The sequence below is a fragment of the Arthrobacter sp. NPDC055585 genome, assembly GCF_053619115.1.
In genome coordinates this window covers 335631-352574 of the sequence record NZ_JBSHIT010000001.1, presented here as the reverse complement: position 1 = coordinate 352574, position 16944 = coordinate 335631, and the positions used below count along the sequence as shown (strand labels likewise).

The window sequence follows — 16944 nt, the reverse complement described above, 5'->3', positions numbered from 1 at the left end:
AGCAACCGGGGCAAACGGACGGCAACCCATCCGCCAAACCACTTACGGCTGAGGCAGCATCCCGCCGAAACTCAGGTAATCCTTGGTGCAGGTCTCCGTAGCCTGGACAGTCAGCGCTGACTGCATGCAGCTCTCATATTTGGCGGTCAGCGGCCACAACGCCACCATGGCAGCAAGCCCAAGAGTCATGAAGGCTGTTGCTGCCAGACCCATCGAAATGATGACACGCAGCGCACTGTGCAGCCCGTAACGGACCACCTTCACCATGGTCATAATGCCAACCACCAGGGCCGCAATCCCCAGGGCAAGCGGGAGCAGCTTCCAGGGAAGCACAAGCTCGGAGCTGATCAGCATTCCCAGCAGCAGGGCAATGAACACCCACAGATAGGACCGGGCTTGCTTCGACTGGGCCGGCGTGGGCTCAGGTTTGCGTGTTGCCGGCGGAAACGGCGGTCGCGGGCGTACTTCAGGGCCGTCGTTATTCATGGATTAAGCCTAGGCGACGCTTGGACTTAAGGTTGACACATGCGAATTGTTGTTCTCGTTTCCGGCACCGGCTCCAACCTCCAGGCCGTCCTCGATGCGGTGGCAGCGGGGGAGCTCGACGTCGAAATCGCGGCTGTGGGTGCCGACAGGAACGGAACCTACGGCGTCGAACGCGCTGCTGCAGCCGGGTACGAAACGTTCGTTGTGAACTTCAAGGACTATGAGGTCCGTGCCGACTGGAACCGGGCACTGACCGAAAAGGTCGCATCCTACGGGCCGGACATCGTTCTCTCCTCGGGATTTATGCGGATTGTTGATGAGCACTTCATCGAGACATTCGAAGGCCGCTACGTCAACACCCATCCCGCTCTGCTGCCGTCCTTCCCGGGTGCGCACGGTGTCCGCGACGCACTGGCATACGGAGTGAAGGTCACTGGCTGCACGGTCCATATCGCCGACGCCGGTGTGGACACCGGTCCGATCCTGGCGCAGGCTGCGGTGGAGGTGCTCGACGGCGATACCGAGGAGACCCTGCACGAGCGCATCAAGGTGCAGGAACGCCGGCTGCTCATCGAGACCCTGGCCAAGATCAGCAAAGAGGGCGTTCCGGCACTCTAGCCGGGCAACCGGCTCGAGCGAACCGAACCCAGCGAACCCTAGTCCAGTGCAGCGCCCCTGGTTTCAGGCGAGAACTTTGCCATCCACAGGACAGCAGCCAGCACCAGCAGTCCGGCCACGGCAAAGGACATCGGCAGGCCCAGATACGGCCACAGCACGGAGACAAAGAGCAATGGACCAAAACCTGCACCCACACGGGACGCAGTAGACGCCCAGCCAAACCCGCTGGCACGCAGCCGTGTGGGGTACAGCTCGGAAACGTAGGTGTAGAGCACCGGAATCGCCACCTGCACCACGAACCCGTAGATCAGCAGCCAGGTAGTCGCAGCAGCCGGAACATCAACCACCAGGGCCACCACAACCAATGACGCGGCAGCCGCTGGACCGGTAATGCCGAGCAGCCATTTGCGCCCAACCCGTTCAACCAGCAGGGCGGCAGCAACAACACCCAGCAGGCCCACTGCAGCCATGCCGGACGTCGTCAGAAACGCCTTGTACTCGGCATACCCCGCATCCACGAGGATCTTCGGCATCCACTGCAGAGCCAGGTAGTAGACCAGCAGCACGGTCACAAACAGCGACCACGCGGTGACCGTGGATTTCGGATTGCTCTTCCACAGCTCGGCCAGCTGGCTGCCGGTGGTCTTCAGGGAGAACTTCTGCGCCGCCTCCGGTTCTGGAAGCCGCCACTCGGTCTGGGTTCCTCCGGTACGCCGGATCAGGTCATTGATGACGGCGCTGGCTTCCTCGGTACGGCCCTTGCGGACCAGGAACAGCGGGGACTCGGGAACGGAACGGCGGACCCAGAAGACCAGCAGCGCCGGGATCACCATGACCAGCATGGTCCAGCGCCAGTCCGCGACCGTGGCCATGATGACGGCGGAGGTGACTCCGCACAGCGCAGCCCCCACCGGCCACCAGCCGTCCATTGCAGTCAGCACCCGGCCGCGCTGCTTCCGCGGCGTGAACTCGCCAACCAGGGCGTAGTCCACCGGAACACAGCCGCCCAGTCCCACACCGGCAAGGAACCTGAAGACACAGAACCAGGCGATGTCCGGCGCAAAGGCGCCGGCCACGGTAAAGATGGAGAAGATCAGCAGCGTCGCGGTAAAGGCCTGCTTTCGGCCGATCGCATCCGCAATGGAACCCCACAGGAAGGCACCAATAGCCATTCCCAGCAGGTTCGCAGTACCGATCCAGGCTGCCTGCGCCGGCACCAGATTCCATTCCTGGGACAGCAGGGGAATGAGGATGCCGTTCAGCGTGACGTCCCAGGCATCGAACATAAAGCCCAGCCCGCCGATCAGGAAGATCTTCCCCTGCACCCGCCAGCGCCACGGCAGGTTCTGGACCACCTCGTCGCCCGCAGGCAGGGTATGGGTCGTTGTCATTTAGGGGCTGGCCTTCCGCCGGGACTTATAGTCATAAATGCACTAACTGGGGAAACTGTACAACGTCCGGAGCTGCTGCACGCGCGGCCGCCGTAATGTTCGCGGATGCGCCGCCGCTAAGCACCCGGGCGCGGCTGCGTCAAAAGGGTGACGGCCCCGGCAGTGAGTATTACCCAGCTGCCCTGCTCCCGGGCGGTCCAAGGCATAAACTCAACTTGGGCCCGCCGATGGCCCGCGTGCATCGTTCGCCGATACCCAGTTGGAGTGACTTCCGTGAGCAACACCCCCCTTGACCGTGTACCCATCCGCCGGGCCCTCATCTCGGTCTATGACAAGACCGGCCTGACGGAACTGGCTCAGGGCCTCTCCGCCGCCGGCGTCAGCATTGTCTCCACCGGCTCCACCGCCAAGCAGATCGCCGCGGCAGGCATCGAAGTCACCGAGGTTGCCGAGGTTACGGGCTTCTCCGAATGCCTGGACGGCCGCGTTAAGACACTTCACCCCCGTGTGCACGCCGGAATCCTGGCCGACCGCCGCCGCCAGGATCACCGGGACCAGCTCGAAGAGCTCGGAATCGAAGCCTTCGACCTCGTGGTGGTGAACCTCTACCCGTTCGTCGAGACCGTGAAGTCCGGCGCAGCGCAGGACGACGTCGTCGAACAGATCGACATTGGCGGCCCCTCCATGGTCCGCGCCGCCGCCAAGAACCACCCCTCCGTCGCCGTCGTAGTGGATCCCGCCAAGTATGGTGCTGTGACCGCAGCTGCCGCAGCGGGCGGCTTTGACCTTAACGAGCGACGCCGCCTGGCCGCCGAAGCGTTCGCCCACACTGCTGCGTATGACACGGCTGTGGCGAAGTGGACTGCCGCGGAGTTCGGCGACGGGACCGAAGCCGGAGCAACCTGGCCCGCGTACACCGGCATGGCTCTGGAACGCTCGGAGGTGCTGCGCTACGGCGAAAACCCGCACCAGGCAGCTGCGCTCTACGCAGACCAGGACTCGATGCCCGGTGTGGCACAGGCAGACCAGCTGCACGGCAAGGCCATGTCCTACAACAACTACGTCGACGCCGACGCCGCCCTGCGTGCTGCCTTCGACTTCGAAGAGCCGGCCGTCGCCGTCGTCAAGCATGCCAACCCCTGCGGTGTGGCCGTAGCTTCCCCCGGCGCCGCAGACCCGATCGCCAACGCCCACCTGAAGGCTCACGCCTGCGACCCGGTTTCCGCCTACGGTGGAGTGATCGCAGCGAACCGCACGGTCACGGCAGGCATGGCTGAGACGGTCAAGGACATCTTCACCGAGGTAGTCATTGCACCGGACTTTGAGCCGGAAGCCGTGGAAATCCTCTCCCGCAAGAAGAACATCCGCCTGCTCACGCTTCCGGACGGCTACGGCCGCAACCCGGTGGAGTTCCGCCAGGTCTCCGGGGGCGTGCTGATGCAGCAGCCGGACACCGTCGAGGCAGAAGGTGACGATCCGGCCAACTGGACCCTGGTGACCGGTGAAGCAGCCGACGAAAAGACGCTGGCAGATCTGGTCTTCGCCTGGCGCGCCGTCCGCGCCGCCAAGTCGAACGCGATCCTGCTGGCCCGTGAAGGCGCCTCAGTGGGTGTGGGCATGGGACAGGTCAACCGCGTGGATTCCTGCAAGCTCGCCGTGGAGCGCGCCAACACGCTGGCCGGCGAAGATGACGAGCGTGCCCGCGGCTCCGTAGCCGCATCGGACGCGTTCTTCCCCTTCGCAGACGGACTCGAGATCCTGCTGAATGCCGGCGTCCGCGCCGTCGTTCAGCCCGGCGGTTCCGTCCGGGACGAAGAGGTAATTGCTGCTGCGAACGCGGCCGGCGTGCCCATGTACTTCACCGGTGCACGGCACTTCTTCCACTAGAAAATTCCCGGCAATGCCCCGCTGCGGGCCGCCTGCATGACGAAAGCATGCGGCCCGCAGTTTAGGGAGCGCATCCGCGCTGTGGCATAGTTGACCTCAGAAACCAGACCCAAAAAGCCGGGTCCCCGCATGTCTAAAGCCATGTCCGTGGACCCCCATTCCACAAGGAGACCGTGTGGCTGACAAAATCAAGGTTGTGGGCTCTGTCGTAGAGCTCGACGGCGACGAGATGACGCGGATCATCTGGCAGTTCATCAAGGACCGCCTGATCAACCCGTACCTGGACGTAGACCTGAAGTACTACGACCTCTCGATCCAGAACCGTGACGCCACGGACGACCAGGTCACCATCGACGCAGCCAACGCCATCAAGGAACACGGCGTGGGCGTCAAGTGCGCAACCATTACCCCCGATGAAGCCCGCGTTGAAGAATTCGGCCTGAAGAAGATGTGGGTCTCCCCGAACGGGACCATCCGCAACATCCTCGGCGGCGTCGTCTTCCGCGAACCGATCATCATCTCCAACATCCCGCGTCTGGTTCCGGGATGGAACAAGCCGATCATCATTGGCCGCCACGCACACGGCGACCAGTACAAGGCCACCAACTTCAAGGTTCCGGGTGCCGGCACCCTGACCCTGACCTACACCCCGGCTGACGGCGGCGAAGAAATCAAGCAGACCGTTGTTACGTACCCCGAAGAGGGCGGCGTGGCCATGGGCATGTACAACTTCAACGAGTCCATCAAGGACTTCGCCCGGGCATCCTTCGCCTACGGCCTGCAGCGCAACTACCCGGTGTACCTCTCCACCAAGAACACGATCCTGAAGGCCTACGACGGCCAGTTCAAGGACCTGTTCCAGGAAGTCTTCGACGCCGAGTTCAAGGACCAGTTCGAAGCAGCCGGGCTCACCTACGAGCACCGCCTGATCGATGACATGGTTGCCTCCGCGATGAAGTGGGAAGGCGGCTACGTCTGGGCCTGCAAGAACTACGACGGCGACGTCCAGTCGGACACGGTTGCCCAGGGCTTCGGCTCGCTGGGCCTGATGACCTCCGTGCTGATGACCCCGGACGGCAAGACCGTTGAAGCTGAAGCTGCACACGGCACCGTGACCCGTCACTACCGCCAGCACCAGCAGGGCAAGCCCACCTCCACCAACCCGATCGCTTCGATCTTCGCGTGGACCCGTGGCCTGATGCACCGCGGCAAGCTGGACAACACCCCCGAGGTCATCAACTTCGCCCAGACCCTTGAAGACGTAGTCGTCAAGACGGTTGAATCCGGCAAGATGACCAAGGACCTGGCACTGCTGGTCGGACCCGACCAGCCGTACCTGACCACCGAAGAGTTCCTCGCCGCACTGGACGAGAACCTCAAGGTGCGCCTGGGCTAAAACCCAAGCTTCACAGCCGCAAACAGCCAGCCCCGGTCCGGAAGGACTGGGGCTGGCTGTGTTTTATGGTGCGTTAGGACCGGTGTGGCCTCGTTGGTCCTGCCGGTCTGCCGGGTCCCGTACTGGCCCCCGGGCGGGCCGGAACGGAGGCAACGAAACTCCTCGCTCGCAGAGCTCGCTCCGGAGTATTAAAGCCGCCTAATCCCGGCCCGTCCGGCGGGCTCATAGGGGCACAGCCTGCTGGGCACTAGGAGCCGGAAGAGCCTGAGCTGGAGCCTGAGTCCATGCCGCCGGAGCCCGAGCCACTGGAACCCGATGAGCCCGAGCCGGAGCCGCCCATCCCCGAACCGGAGCCCATGCCACCGGAGCCTGAACCTCCTGAGCCCATCCCGCCCGAGGAGCCGGAACCCGAACCGCTAGAACCCATCCCGCCCGAGGAGCCGGAGGAGCTTGAACCGGAAGAGCCGCTCGAGCCGGAAGAGCCGGACACGGAAGAGATCAGTGGTTCGGAGGTGGACTCACCGCTGACCACGTCACCACCGCTGCCGCTGTAGGACGAGGAAACCTCGATCTTGCGTGGCTTCGCCCGCTCGCTGACCGGGATAAACACACTCAGGACACCGTTTTCATACTTGGCGGAGATGCCCTCAATGTTGATGCCCTGGCCAAGGTTCAGCTGGCGCAGGAAAGTGCCGGACTCACGCTCACGGTTCAGCCAGGTGGCGCCTTCAGGCACATGGATGGTGCGTTCAGCCCGAATGGTAAGCAGCTGGCCGTCAACATCCACATCGACCGATCCCGGATCTATGCCGGGCAGGTCTGCGTTCAAGATGTAGTGGTCGCCCTCGCGGTACAGATCAATCGGCATCAGCCGCAGCCGCTGCCGGGGATCCAGAAGGGCACCTGCCATGCGGTCCAGTTCGCGGAAAGGATCGAATTTCATGGCCATTCTCATCAACTCCTTTTCACCCGTCCCGTTCAGACGGGTGGATGTGTTCTTCACTGACAGGAATAACGAAGGGTCGATTACTTGAGCGGTCACTGAATCGGGTTGAGTCATATCCACTCAAGAATGAAATTAGGCTAGCACTCGGTGATGTCGAGTGCCAGAGGCCGCGTGAAAATCCGACTCCGGATGATCAATTCACCGGCCACAGATGAACCGGTTGGTTGCTGTGCATATGGTGCCAGTAACGGCGGGTCATTTCAGCCAGTGCAGAGGTGCGGTCGTAGCCCTCAGCCTCCAGCTGCAAAAGAACCGAAACCTGCCATGACGCACCGTTCTGCTCGGTCCTGGCGCGTTCACGGATCACCGTCAGGTACCGCTCGATGAGCTCGTCATCCACGCCCAGCTCCCGGAGTCCGTCCGCCGCCATCGGCACCAGATGCCGGACCACCAGCTCCGTCACCGGAATGTCGCCGATCCCTGGCCAATACACCGAGGCATCCAGACCCAGCCGCGAACAGGCCAGGAAGTTGTCCGCGGCGGTCTTGAACGCTGTACGGGTCCACAGCGGCCGGTCAGCAGTCCGCAGCTTCTGGATTAGTCCGTAGAAGAACGCGGCATTGGCACTGACATCCAGGACGGTGGGCCCGGCGGGCAGCACACGGTTTTCAAGCCGCAGGTTGGGCGTATGGGTACCCGGATCATAGATGGGCCGGTTCCACCGGTACACGGTGCCGTTGTGGAGCCGAAGCTCCGGGAGCAGGGGAGCTCCGGCGTCCGTGGAACCGGAGCTGGCGGAGGAAAGCTCGGGCAGCAGGGCCGGGAAATACCGGACGTTCTCCTCGAAGAGATCAAAGATGGAGGTGATCCAGCGTTCGCCGAACCAGACCCGCGGCCGCACACCCTGGTTCCGCATCTCCGGGGGACGGGTATCTATGGCCTGCTTGAACAGCTCAATGCGGGTTTCCTGCCACAGCACATGCTCCAGGAAGATGGGCGAGTTGGCAGCCAGAGCCACCTGCGGGCCCGCAATCAGCTGGGCAGCGTTCCAGGCGGGAGCGAAGTCCGCCGGGCTTACCTCCAGGTGCAGCTGCAGTGAGGTGCAGGCAGCCTCCGGGGCAATGTTCTTGGCGTACTGCGTCAGGGATTCGGAACCGTTCAGCGAGAGATAAACGTCCTCGCCGCGGGCCTGGAGCACGGAGGTGTTCAGTGCTGCGTAGCGTGCGCCGGAGCTGATCCAGGCATCGCCGTCGAGCACTTCATTGGTGAGCGTGGGGAGGATCCCCACCATCAGGATGTTCGCCTCGGCCTTGGCAGCAAGCTCATCTGCCCGGTTGAGCTGGGCTCGCAGGCTTTCTTCCAGCTCCAGCAGGCCCTGCCCGCGGATGGACATCGCCGGATGGTTCATCTCGATGTTGAAGGCGCCCATCTCCGTCTGGAATGACGGATCGGCGATTTCCTCCAGCACGGAGGTGTTCCGCAGCGCGGGCGTGAAGTCGTCGTTGGTCAGGTTCAATTCAAGTTCGACGCCGATGCTCGCGGTGTCTGCGAACTGTGCAGTCCCCAGAAAACCGGCGAACCGGTCCAGGTTCTCCAGCAGGCGGCGTCGGTAGCGGGTCCGCTCTTCGCGGGTGAACGACCTGGCGTTGACCTCTGTTCCCATGGATGAAGATAACCACGCCGGGGTGGGGATGTATAGCGTCCCGGCGGCCCTCATTTTCGGTCCGTGCCAACAACTCCCGGACAGAGAAAACCGCCCGTCCGGAAGCTGTGCTTACAGACGGGCGGTGGGGCAGCGCGGACTGTTAGGGAAGCTTGCTGGCCGGCTGCAGGGACGGCAGGGAACGCTCATCGTTGGGGTAGCGGACACCAAGCTGGGCACGTACCTCGTCAAAGAGCTGCATGGTCTGCAGGGAATCGGCCCAGGGCATCGTCGGGCTTTCGGTCAGGCCTTCCTGGATGCAGCGCGTGACTTCCCGCAGCTCATAGGTGTAGCCGTTGCCGACCTGCTGGAAACGCTCGGTCCGTGAGGGACCCATGTGCTGCTGGATATGCAGTTCCACCGGGTTGTGCAAGGGAGCGCCGGTCCGGACCCAGCCTTCACTGCCGCAGATGGTTGCCGTGCGGGGACCGGAGGCGAGCAGCGAGGAAGTCAGCTGGGCCTGCCCGCCGGAGTCATAGCCGAGGTTCAGTGCATTCTGGGTGTCCACGCCGTCGGCGTTCAGGGTGCCGGTCGCCTGGATCCGCTGCGGAAAACCGAGCGCTCCGACGGCGAGGGTCAGGGGATAGACAGTGAGGTCCAGCAGGGCTCCGCCGCCGGCCGCAGGGTCCCAGAGCCTGCTGGCGGGGTCATAGGGGGCCGGGAAACCGAGGTCTGCCTGGACCCAGTGAATTTCGCCGAGCTCGCCGCTGGAGATGATTTCCCACAGCCGGTTGATGCACGGCAGGAACCGTGTCCACACGGCTTCCATCAGGAAGACTCCGCGGCGGGAGGCCACCTCAATCAGGTCTGCCAGTTCCGCGGCATTGATGGTGATCGATTTTTCGCAGAGCACGTGCTTGCCGGCTTCAAGTGCTTCGCGGGTAAGTTCATAGTGCTGGGCATGCGGGGAAGCGATGTAGACGACGTCGACTTCCGGGTCCGCGAAGAGCTGGCGGTACCCCTTGCCCCGGGCATCGTCGTCGTAATAGCTGGAGGCGAACCCAAACCGGTCGGCGAATTCAACCGCCGTAGCCTCTGAACGAGAGCTGACTGCCTGGAGGACTGCGTCTTCAAGCCTGGCGATGTCTTCGGTCACGCGGGCGGCAATACGGCCTGTGGCGACGACGCCCCACCTCAGGGTGCGGCCGGTGGACTGCACCGGGCTGGGCGCCCCCTGAAGGACGCACGGCGGTGTGCGGATAAACTGCGGGGCGCTCATATTCCTCGGCTCTCAAATAGTGGCTTGGCCAGCTAGTGTCTCGGCATTAGAACTACCTTATGGGCAGTGCAGGGAACTGCCCAGTCCCCAGACTCACTGGCGGACGGTTTGGTTCCGGTGTGTACGAAAAAGCCCGGGCTGCCCTCCGGCGATGGAGGGCAGCCCGGGCTGAACTGCGTCAGGAGAACCGGACTTACTTAACCAGTTCAGCCAGCGTCGGGTCGTTGGCGTAAGCCTCGGCAGCGTTGTCCTTGGTGACGATCTGCGGTTCCAGCAGGTAAGCCGGAACAACCTTCACACCGTTGTCGTAGGACTCGTTGTCATTGATTTCCAGCTCTTCGCCGGCGCCCAGGCCCTTGACCATGTCAATGGTGTGGTTAACCAGGGCACGGGTGTCCTTGTTGATGGTGGAGTACTGGACGCCTTCCATGATGGACTTCACGGACTCAACCTCGGAATCCTGACCGGTGACAACCGGAACCGGCTTACCGGCAGCGGCAACGGAGGTCAGGATGGCGCGGGCCAGGGTGTCGTTCGGGGACAGGACGCCGTCCAGTTCCTCAGCACCGTAGGAGCCCGAGAGCAGGGTGTCCATGCGCTTCTGGGCGTTCTCGGCCTTCCAGCCCTGGGTGACAGCCTGGTTGAATTCGGACTGGCCGGAAACAACGTTCAGGTTGCCGGCTTCGATTTCCGGCTTCAGGACGTCCATCGCGCCGTCGAAGAAGACCTGTGCGTTGGCGTCATCGGGGGAGCCGGCGAACAGCTCGATGTTCCACGGGCCTTCGGGCTTGTTGGCCTTCATGCCGTCCAGCAGGGCCTGGCCCTGGAGCTGGCCGACCTGGAAGTTGTCGTACGCGACGTAGTAGTCAACGTTTTCGGTGTTGGTCAGCAGGCGGTCATAGGCGATGACGGTGATGCCGGCATCCTTGGCTTCCTGCAGCTGGGAGCCCAGCTGGGCGCCGTCGATAGCACCGACAACCAGGACCTTCACACCGTTGGTGATCATGGAGCTGATCTGGTTCTGCTGCTCGGAGACGCCGCCGTTGGCGAACTGGACCTGCGGTTCGTAGCCGGCTTCTTCCAAGCCGTCGTTGAACAGGCCTTCTGCAAGGACCCAGTTTTCCGAGGTCTTCTGGGGCAGCGCGACGCCGATTGCCGATCCCTCTTCAAAGCCGGCAGCCTCGCCGGTGGAAGCTTCGTCGGCACGGCCGCAGGCAGACAGCGACAGTGCTGCCACCGTGGCGACTACGGCAAATGACTTTGCGATCTTACGCATGGTGTTCCTTCTCTTGATGGGTGGTGCGGGTGGTATGGGTGGTGCGGATTGAAAGGCCCGGTAGGGCTTAGGCGTCCGTTCCGATGGTGGACTTGGTGCCGGTGGGCATTTCAGGTTTGGGGTTTACGGGAGCCGGGACGGAGAGCTTGTCCTTGGACCCGAAGTTCTTCATCATCAGGCCGATGATGGAGGGCTTGCCCTGGCTCTTGTTCCAGACATCCAGTGCCACGGCGATCAGCAGGACCAGGCCCTTGATGATCGAGGTGAGGTCGGCTCCAATGCCGAGCAGCTGCAGGCCGTTGTTCAGCACGGCCATGACCAGGCCGCCGACGATCGAGCCCACCACGGTGCCGACGCCGCCGGAGACGGCCGCACCGCCGATGAAGACGGCCGCGATGGCGTCCAGCTCCCAGCCGGTGCCGTCGAACGGGCCGGAGGCAGTGGAGCGGGCCACGAAGATCATGCCGGCCAGGGAGGCCAGGATGGACATGTTCATCATGACCAGGAAGTTGACCTTCTTGCTCCGAACGCCGGAGAGTTCGGCAGCGTGCAGGTTGCCGCCCACTGCGTAGACGTGGCGGCCAACCACGGTCTTGGTGGAGATGAATACGTACAGGACCACCAGGGCAGCCAGGATGATGCCGGATACCGGGAAGGAGGTGCCGGGGCGGCCGGTGGAGAACAGGTACGTGGCGTACAGGATGGCTGCTACCAGCAGGCCGGTCTTGGTGACGGCAACCCAGGCCGGCGGATTGACGGAGCCGATCTTGACGGTCTTTGCTCGGCGGCGCATTTCGCCCACGATCACCACAGCGGCGAGAACCAGGCCCAGCAGGAGAGTCAGGTTGTTGTAGCCGGTGTCCGGACCAATCTCGGGCAGGTAGCCGGCGCCGATGAACTGGAATTCCTGCGGTACGGGAACGGTGTTGGACTTGCCGAACCACTGGTTGGCTCCGCGGAAGATCAGCATGCCCGCCAAGGTGACGATGAACGCCGGGATGCCGACGTACGCCACCCAGAGGCCCTGCCAGGCGCCGATGGCGGCACCGATCAGCAGGCCGAGCAGGATGCCGGCCCACCACGGGATGCCCCAGTCCCGCATGGCCATCGCCACAAGGATGCCCGTTACGGCGGCGACTGAGCCGACGGAGAGGTCAATGTGCCCGGCAATGATCACAAAGACCATGCCCACGGCAAGGATCAGGATGTAGGAGTTGCCGTTGAACAGGTTGATCATGTTCGTGGGCGTCAGGGTCTTGCCGTCGGTCAGCCACTGGAAGAGGCCAATGAGGACGACGAGGGCAAAGATCATGCCGAACTGGCGGCCGTTGCCGCTCAGCAGCTGTTTCATGGCTTTCATGAGAGGGGTCCTTGGGTGGCGAGGTCGGAGGTGTGCTTGCCGGCTGAGGTCATGAGCCTCATCAGGTTTTCCTGGCTGGCTTCAGCCTTGGAAAGTTCGCCGGTGATTGCGCCTTCGAAGATGGTGTAGATGCGGTCGGAGAGACCAAGGAGCTCGGGAAGCTCCGAGGAGATCACGATCACGCCCTTGCCCTGGTTGGCCAGCTGCTGGATGATCCCGTAAATCTCGTATTTGGCGCCGACGTCGATGCCGCGGGTGGGTTCGTCGAGGATCAGCAGGTCCGGGTCGGTGAACATCCACTTCGCCAGGACAACCTTCTGCTGGTTTCCGCCGGAAAGCTTGGAGACGCCTTCGTCCACGGTGGGAGCCTTGGTCCGCAGGTTCTTGCGGTATTCCTCGGCGTAGCGGTATTCCTCGTCCTTGTCGACGACCAGGCCTTTGGTGATCTTCTTCAGGTTTGAGGCCACGGTGGTGGCCTTGATGTCATCGAGCAGGTTCAGTCCGAGGGTCTTGCGGTCCTCTGTTACGTACGCCAGGCCGTGGCTGATGGCCTGCGGCACGGACTTGAAGGTGACTTCCCGTCCGTCCTTGATGATCTGGCCGCTGATGAAGTTGCCGTAGGAGCGGCCGAAGAGGGACCGGGCCAGTTCAGTGCGCCCCGCCCCCATAAGACCCGCAAAACCGACAATCTCGCCCCGGCGGACGTGGAAGTTTGAGCCCTTGCAGACCAGGCGGTCCGGCACCGTGGGGTGGCCGACGGTCCAATCCCGGACTTCAAAGAACACTTCGCCGATGTTCGGCGTGTGGTCCGGGAAGCGGGATTCAAGCGAGCGGCCCACCATGCCCTTGATGATGCGGTCTTCATTCGCCCCTTCGACGGCGACGTCGATGGTCTCGATGGACTGGCCGTCACGGATGATGGTGATCGAATCCGCGATCTGCTCGATCTCGTTCAGCTTGTGGGAGATCATGATGCAGCTGATGCCCTTGGACCGCAGCCCGGCCATCAGATCCAGCAGGTGCTGGGAATCGGTTTCGTTCAGGGCCGCGGTGGGCTCGTCGAGGATGAGCAGCTTCACGCGCTTACTCAGGGCCTTGGCGATTTCCACCAGCTGCTGCTTGCCCACGCCGATATCCTTGATCGGGGTGGTGGGATCTTCCTCCAGGCCAACCCGAGCCATCAGCTCTGAGGCTTCGAGGTTGGCACGGTCCCAGTCGATGACGCCGAAGCGACGCGGCTCATTGCCCAGGAAGATATTCTCCGCGATGGACAGTTCGGGGATCAGCGCCAGTTCCTGGTGGATGATGACGATTCCGGCGGCTTCGGAGGAACGGATGTCCTTGAACTGGACAACTTCGCCCTGGAAGACGATTTCGCCGCTGTAGGTCCCGTAGGGGTAAACGCCGGAAAGAACCTTCATGAGGGTGGATTTTCCGGCTCCGTTTTCACCGCAAATGGCGTGGATTTCGCCTGCTTTTACGGAGATTGAGACGTCGGCCAGAGCCTTGACGCCGGGAAATTCCTTGGTGATGGAACGCATTTCCAGGATGGTGTGGTTATGCGGCATGTGCCCAAACCCCGCCGTAGGGGCACTGGACGCTGAGCGCTCCAGTTGCCCGAGCTGCAACTGCTGCTCGCATAAGTGCCTCCCGTTGTGACTTCTTTGTCTTGCTGCAGACCCTAAGAAGGGGTCGATAGAGAAGTAAACTCTTATTCCCTACTTGCCGTCAAGTCTTGAACACAAGGCGGAAACAGCATGAAAAAACATAGATTCTAAATAAATAGGGCTTACGGTGAAACGGGCTGATCAGAGCAGGGCATCGGCCTGCGCCAGGACCAGGGACGCAGCGCCGAGCGCTTCGGCGCGGTCCCCGAGCGAGGACATGGTGATCGTGGTGGTTTCCCCGATCAGCGGCACGGCGTGCCGCAGGAGTCCGCGCTCAATCGGCCCAAGGAAGGCTTCGCCCAGCCCAGTCAGCGAACCGCCCACGACGATCACCTCGGGGTTCAGCGCATTGGCAATTCCCGCCATGGCCCGCCCCACTGCCATGCCGGCGTCGTCCACCACCCGCAGGGTCGCCGGATCTCCGGCTGCGGCCTGCGCGATGATGTCCGCGGTGCTGACCGGCTCAGCGGCTGCGCGGCTGAGGAGGTCGATCATGGTGGCGGTGGAGGCAACGGTTTCCAGGCAGCCCCGGTTGCCGCAACGGCAGATCAGGCCCTGGTCAGAGATGGTGGCATGGCCGATCTCCCCGGTGATGCCTACGTGGCCGTAGAACAGCGACCCGTTGATCACCAGCCCGGCGCCGATGCCGGTAGCCACCTTGACGAAGATGAGGTTCTCACAGCCGCCGTGCGGCCCCCAGGTAACCTGCGCCAGCGCGCCAAGGTTTGCGTCATTGTCGATGTGAACGGGGACTTTGAGCCGGGCAGCCAGGTCTTCACGCATATTGATGCCCACCCATTCGGGCAGGATCGCGCCCCGCACCACGGTGCCGCTGCGCCGGTCGATCGGACCAGGAATGCCGACGCCGGCGCCCAGGACCCGGTCCCGGTCCACATCGGCTTCCCGGAGCACGGATTCGAAGAGTTCCGCGGCGGCGTCCATGCCTTCATCGGCACTGTGCCCGGCGGGCAGGGAGATCGAGTCTTCAGCGATGATGCTGTAGCCCAGAGTGGCCAGCACTACCCGCACGTGGCGGCGGCCGATATCGATCCCGGCGGCGACGGCGCCCGTGTCATTGAGCCGGACGGAAAGAGCGCGGCGGCCGGAACTTGTGGTGGGTTCCGTTCTGACCAGTCCGGATTCAGTCATCTGCCGCACGATATTTGAGACCGTGGCACTGGAAAGGCCGGTCGAGCGTGAGAGCTCGGCCTGGGTTTGGGGGCCTGCAGCGAGCAGCGCCTCCTGGATGCGCTGTGCGTTGCGGGCACGCAGCGCGGTCTGGGAACCGGGTTTTGTACGCCGGCCGGCGGCGGGAAATGCCCTCAACATTGAGGGTGATTCGGCAGACATAAAGTTCAGGGTCCTATACGGATGGCTTGTCGTCAAGAAATGAATGCAAAGAGATTTCACGGGCGCGCTGAATTTCCAGAGGTCCGGGGGAGTGCGGAGAAATTAGTTCGCTGTGAGGGCTTCGCGGTGCTCCGCGGCCATGTCGAGGTAATGGGCAGCGTTGCGCTGCACGGAGGCGAACTCCTCATCGCTCAGGGTGCGGCGCACCTTGGCAGGCACCCCGGCCACCAGGGAGCGCGGTGGAACCTGGGTGCCCTCGAGCACCAGGGCTCCGGCAGCAACAAGGGAACCGGCGCCGATCACTGCTCCGTTCATGATGGTCGCGCTCATGCCCACCAGGCAGTCGTCCTCCACCGTGCAGCCGTGCACCACGGCGTTGTGCCCCACGCTGACCCGCTCACCCACGCTGGTTGGGAACCCGGGGTCTGCGTGCAGCACCACGTTGTCCTGCAGGTTGGTTCCGGCACCGACCCGGATCGAGTTGGAGTCACCGCGCACACAGACACCGTAGAAGGCGCTGGCCCCCGGCCCCATTTCGACGTCGCCGATCAGTGACGCCGTAGGCGCCAGGAAAACGGACGGGTCAATAACGGGCGTCTTGCCGCGGAGCGTAACGATGTGAGCCATGCGACAACTCTAACGGGCGTGCACCGGACGCCCCGGTGTGCGGCACGCCACCCTTCCGTGCGCGCCCCGGAATCAGTTGAAGACGATCGTCCGGCGGCCGTCGAGCAGCACGCGGTGTTCGGCATGCCACTGCACCGCTTTGGACAGGGTCCGTCCCTCCACTCCCGCGCCCAGGGCGGCAAGCCGCTGCGCTGTGCGGGAATGGTCCACCCGGATGACTTCCTGCTCAATGATCGGCCCCTCATCCAGGTCCGAGGTCACGTAGTGTGCCGTCGCGCCGATCAGCTTTACGCCGCGGGCATGCGCCTGGTGGTACGGGCGGGCGCCCTTGAAGGAGGGCAGGAAGGAGTGGTGGATGTTGATTGCCCGCCCGGAGAGTTCCTGGCAGAGCTCATTGCTGAGGATCTGCATGTACCGGGCCAGCACCACCAGCTCAATGTCCAGTTCAGCCATCAGCGCCCTGAGCTGGTCTTCGGCTTCCTGCTTTGTGTCCGCAGTGACCGGGATGTGGTGGAACGGAATGCCGTAGAACTCAGCCAGGCCGGCCAGATCCCGATGGTTGGAGACGATCGCCGGGATCTCGATCGGCAGGTTGCCCGCCCGCTGCTGGAAAAGCAGATCGTTGAGGCAGTGCCCGTCCTTGGATGCCATGATCAGGGTGCGCACGGGAACCCCGGCGCGGTGCAGTTCCCAATCCATGCCGAACTGTCCGGCCACCGGGGTGATCCGGGAGCGGACGTCGTCGTAGCTGCCCGGCGCCGTGAAGTCCACGCGCATAAAGAAGGTGCCGGAGTCCGGGCTCCCGTACTGCTGGGACTCCGTGATGTTCCCGCCGGCCCCCGCCAGCGCTCCGGAGACGGCGTGGACGATTCCCGGCCGGTCGGCACAGGAGAGTGTCAGGGTGTAGGCACCGGCTTCAGCAGCAGCGCCTGCATCGGAGGCAGGGGAAACGGGGGACGCCGGCAGCCCGGCGGAGGCATCTTCTCTCACCCTTCCAAGGTTACCGCCCGGGCAGCTAC

13 protein-coding genes and 1 pseudogene are annotated in these 16944 nt (G+C 63.4%); 3 read left to right on the top strand and 11 right to left on the bottom strand.

Going from position 1 to position 16944, the window contains the following annotated elements; genetic code table 11:
* Positions 1–42 precede the first annotated feature (42 nt).
* The gene (locus ACWGQ2_RS01470; RefSeq protein WP_452013598.1) at positions 43–486 is read right to left on the bottom strand and encodes a hypothetical protein; all 444 of its coding nucleotides are present in this window, start codon (positions 484–486) and stop codon (positions 43–45) included.
* 39 nt (positions 487–525) lie between these two features.
* On the opposite strand from ACWGQ2_RS01470, the gene purN reads away from it, so the two are divergent.
* Positions 526–1104: a phosphoribosylglycinamide formyltransferase gene (purN, locus tag ACWGQ2_RS01465; RefSeq protein ID WP_452013595.1), complete on the top strand. Its 579-nt coding sequence runs from the start codon at positions 526–528 to the stop codon at positions 1102–1104.
* 38 nt (positions 1105–1142) lie between these two features.
* Here the strand turns inward: purN and ACWGQ2_RS01460 are convergent, their stop codons facing one another.
* Positions 1143–2495 (bottom strand): MFS transporter, encoded by a 1353-nt coding sequence (locus ACWGQ2_RS01460; RefSeq protein ID WP_452013592.1) that lies wholly within the window; start codon positions 2493–2495, stop codon positions 1143–1145.
* A gap of 273 nt (positions 2496–2768) precedes the next feature.
* Here ACWGQ2_RS01460 and purH point away from each other — a divergent pair, with 273 nt between their 5' ends.
* Together purH and ACWGQ2_RS01450 are read left to right on the top strand one after the other, a co-directional pair.
* Positions 2769–4382 carry a bifunctional phosphoribosylaminoimidazolecarboxamide formyltransferase/IMP cyclohydrolase gene (purH, locus tag ACWGQ2_RS01455; protein ID WP_452013589.1) on the top strand — a complete coding sequence of 538 codons (1614 nt, stop codon included), beginning with the start codon at positions 2769–2771 and terminating at the stop codon, positions 4380–4382.
* 175 nt (positions 4383–4557) lie between these two features.
* A complete protein-coding gene (locus ACWGQ2_RS01450; RefSeq protein WP_082413390.1) occupies positions 4558–5778 on the top strand; it encodes an NADP-dependent isocitrate dehydrogenase in 1221 nt (406 codons plus the stop codon).
* A 532-nt stretch (positions 5779–6310) separates the two neighbouring features.
* Here the strand turns inward: ACWGQ2_RS01450 and ACWGQ2_RS01445 are convergent.
* From ACWGQ2_RS01445 to purU, 9 genes and pseudogenes are all read right to left on the bottom strand, one after another.
* Positions 6311–6727: pseudogene (locus tag ACWGQ2_RS01445) on the bottom strand (Hsp20/alpha crystallin family protein); the annotation flags it as partial.
* 190 nt (positions 6728–6917) lie between these two features.
* Entirely contained in the window at positions 6918–8387 is a 1470-nt protein-coding gene (locus ACWGQ2_RS01440; protein ID WP_452013586.1) for a glutamate--cysteine ligase, read from the bottom strand.
* 142 nt (positions 8388–8529) lie between these two features.
* On the bottom strand, positions 8530–9645 hold the full coding sequence (locus ACWGQ2_RS01435) for a Gfo/Idh/MocA family protein (protein WP_452013584.1): 1116 nt from the start codon (positions 9643–9645) through the stop codon (positions 8530–8532).
* A gap of 193 nt (positions 9646–9838) precedes the next feature.
* Entirely contained in the window at positions 9839–10921 is a 1083-nt protein-coding gene (locus tag ACWGQ2_RS01430; RefSeq protein ID WP_452013581.1) for a substrate-binding domain-containing protein, read from the bottom strand.
* A 67-nt stretch (positions 10922–10988) separates the two neighbouring features.
* A complete protein-coding gene (gene mmsB / locus ACWGQ2_RS01425; RefSeq protein WP_452013579.1) occupies positions 10989–12281 on the bottom strand; it encodes a multiple monosaccharide ABC transporter permease in 1293 nt (430 codons plus the stop codon).
* Entirely contained in the window at positions 12278–13849 is a 1572-nt protein-coding gene (mmsA, locus tag ACWGQ2_RS01420; RefSeq protein ID WP_452013577.1) for a multiple monosaccharide ABC transporter ATP-binding protein, read from the bottom strand. Before mmsA ends, mmsB begins: the two co-directional genes overlap by 4 nt.
* 240 nt (positions 13850–14089) lie before the next feature.
* The gene (locus tag ACWGQ2_RS01415) at positions 14090–15298 is read right to left on the bottom strand and encodes an ROK family transcriptional regulator (protein WP_452013575.1); all 1209 of its coding nucleotides are present in this window, start codon (positions 15296–15298) and stop codon (positions 14090–14092) included.
* Between the two features lie 102 nt (positions 15299–15400).
* A complete protein-coding gene (locus tag ACWGQ2_RS01410) occupies positions 15401–15925 on the bottom strand; it encodes a gamma carbonic anhydrase family protein (protein WP_452013572.1) in 525 nt (174 codons plus the stop codon).
* A 72-nt stretch (positions 15926–15997) separates the two neighbouring features.
* The gene (gene purU / locus ACWGQ2_RS01405) at positions 15998–16891 is read right to left on the bottom strand and encodes a formyltetrahydrofolate deformylase (protein ID WP_452014476.1); all 894 of its coding nucleotides are present in this window, start codon (positions 16889–16891) and stop codon (positions 15998–16000) included.
* Between the last annotated feature and the right edge of the window lie 53 nt (positions 16892–16944).

What these genes read in the sequence shown, in the direction of transcription:
- ACWGQ2_RS01415 (WP_452013575.1), bottom strand. Translation starts at nt 15,298, where the DNA reads ATGTCTGCCGAATCACCCTCAATGTTGAGGGCATTTCCCGCCGCCGGC.
- ACWGQ2_RS01435 (WP_452013584.1), bottom strand. Translation starts at nt 9,645, where the DNA reads ATGAGCGCCCCGCAGTTTATCCGCACACCGCCGTGCGTCCTTCAGGGG.
- ACWGQ2_RS01440 (WP_452013586.1), bottom strand. Translation starts at nt 8,387, where the DNA reads ATGGGAACAGAGGTCAACGCCAGGTCGTTCACCCGCGAAGAGCGGACC.
- purN (WP_452013595.1), top strand. Translation starts at nt 526, where the DNA reads ATGCGAATTGTTGTTCTCGTTTCCGGCACCGGCTCCAACCTCCAGGCC.
- ACWGQ2_RS01410 (WP_452013572.1), bottom strand. Translation starts at nt 15,925, where the DNA reads ATGGCTCACATCGTTACGCTCCGCGGCAAGACGCCCGTTATTGACCCG.
- ACWGQ2_RS01430 (WP_452013581.1), bottom strand. Translation starts at nt 10,921, where the DNA reads ATGCGTAAGATCGCAAAGTCATTTGCCGTAGTCGCCACGGTGGCAGCA.
- ACWGQ2_RS01470 (WP_452013598.1), bottom strand. Translation starts at nt 486, where the DNA reads ATGAATAACGACGGCCCTGAAGTACGCCCGCGACCGCCGTTTCCGCCG.
- mmsA (WP_452013577.1), bottom strand. Translation starts at nt 13,849, where the DNA reads ATGCCGCATAACCACACCATCCTGGAAATGCGTTCCATCACCAAGGAA.
- ACWGQ2_RS01460 (WP_452013592.1), bottom strand. Translation starts at nt 2,495, where the DNA reads ATGACAACGACCCATACCCTGCCTGCGGGCGACGAGGTGGTCCAGAAC.
- mmsB (WP_452013579.1), bottom strand. Translation starts at nt 12,281, where the DNA reads ATGAAAGCCATGAAACAGCTGCTGAGCGGCAACGGCCGCCAGTTCGGC.